The 1,329-nt window shown below is 65.0% G+C and carries 2 protein-coding genes; both read left to right on the forward strand.

All coding sequences use genetic code 11. The annotated features are described in order from the left end of the window. The first annotated feature begins 58 nt into the window (after positions 1–58). Positions 59–928, forward strand: a complete 870-nt coding sequence (locus ACFYO9_RS38875) for an IS5 family transposase (RefSeq protein ID WP_355820574.1) — start codon at positions 59–61, stop codon at positions 926–928. Positions 929–986: 58 nt separating this feature from the next. Continuing rightward, complete coding sequence (locus tag ACFYO9_RS38880) at positions 987–1,328, forward strand: hypothetical protein (protein ID WP_388667336.1); 342 nt, start codon at positions 987–989, stop codon at positions 1,326–1,328. Position 1,329 lies beyond the last annotated feature (1 nt).

A 1,329-nucleotide genomic window follows, 5' to 3' on the forward strand; every position in this document is an offset into this window, starting at 1 on the left:
CTAGGTCGTGTTTTAGAAGTGGCTGCTGTGCCGTGCCTTGGGCCGTGATGATCTCGGTGTGGGGCGAGGGGATCTTTCGGATGGCCAGTGGGCGGTGATGGAGCCGTTGTTGCCGGTTGCGGTGCTGGGCCGGCCATCGTGGCATCGACGAAAGCTGATCGATGGGATTCGCTGGCGGGTGCGGACCGGGGCACCGTGGCGGGACGTTCCAGCGAAATACGGGCCGTGGCAGACCGTCTATGGGCTTTTCCGGCGCTGGCAGCGCGGTGGTGTGTGGGCACAGGTGCTCACAGGTCTGCAGAGCCGGGCTGACGCGGCCGGGCTGATCACTTGGGAGGTGAACGTCGACTCCACGATCTGTCGTGCCCATCAGCATGCTGCCGGTGCCCGGCGCGACGGGCAGAGCCAGAAGGAACCGCCGGGCGGAAGCAGTCCCGAGCCCGACGACCATGGCCTGGGACGCTCACGTGGCGGGTGGACCACGAAGATCCATCTCGCCTGCGAGCAGGGACTACGGCCGTTATCGGTGCTGATCACGGCTGGACAACGCGGTGACAGTCCGCAGTTCATCGCCGTACTGGAAGCCATTCGCGTGCCCCGGCTCGGGGCGGGTCGTCCTCGCGTCCGTCCGCTGCGGGTGCGGGGTGACCGGGCCTACTCGTCCCGAGCCAATCGTGCCTATCTGCGACGCCGGGGCATCCGGTGCACCATCCCGGAGCCGACTGATCAGGCAGGACATCGAAGGCGCCGGGGATCAACAGGCGGACGGCCTCCTGCCTTTGACCGCGAGGACTACAAGGCTCGTCATGCGGTCGAGTGCGGGATCAATCGCCTCAAGCGCAACCGGGCTGTGGCCACCAGGTTCGACAAACTGGCTGTGCGTTACCTGGCGGTCGTCCAAGTCGCAGCGATCAACGAGTGGCTGTAGTCCGCCCCATGCGATGCTGACTTGATCGGATGTCGGGCACAGGGAGAGGACCGTTCCGATGGGGGCCAGAGGCTATGGCGTGGTCAGCGAGAACGGTGACCACATTGAGGGCGCCTCCGAGGACGCCTTGTTCGAAATGATCAGCGCACTCGACGACACGGACAACACGTTCATTGTCGTCGAGCCCAATACGGACGATCCAACCTGGTTCGCGTCTGTGGCCGTCCTGGACGAAGGCGGATACGAGATCGTCCGCCGCGACTCAGCCCATCACGAGCACAGGGTGCACAAGGAAACGGACATCAGCCGCATCGCCCTCGACCTCATCGTCTGGCTGGCCGCACGCAACATTCCAGGGCGGCCAGCCGGACGGATCACCGACTTCCAAAACACGACCTAGT

This window comes from Streptomyces sp. NPDC005863 (assembly GCF_042871345.1).
Classification (GTDB): Bacteria; Actinomycetota; Actinomycetes; order Streptomycetales; family Streptomycetaceae; genus Streptomyces.

Bases quoted from the DNA above. Each gene is read 5' to 3' on its own strand.
- ACFYO9_RS38880 (WP_388667336.1), top strand. From the start codon at position 987: ATGGGGGCCAGAGGCTATGGCGTGGTCAGCGAGAACGGTGACCACATT.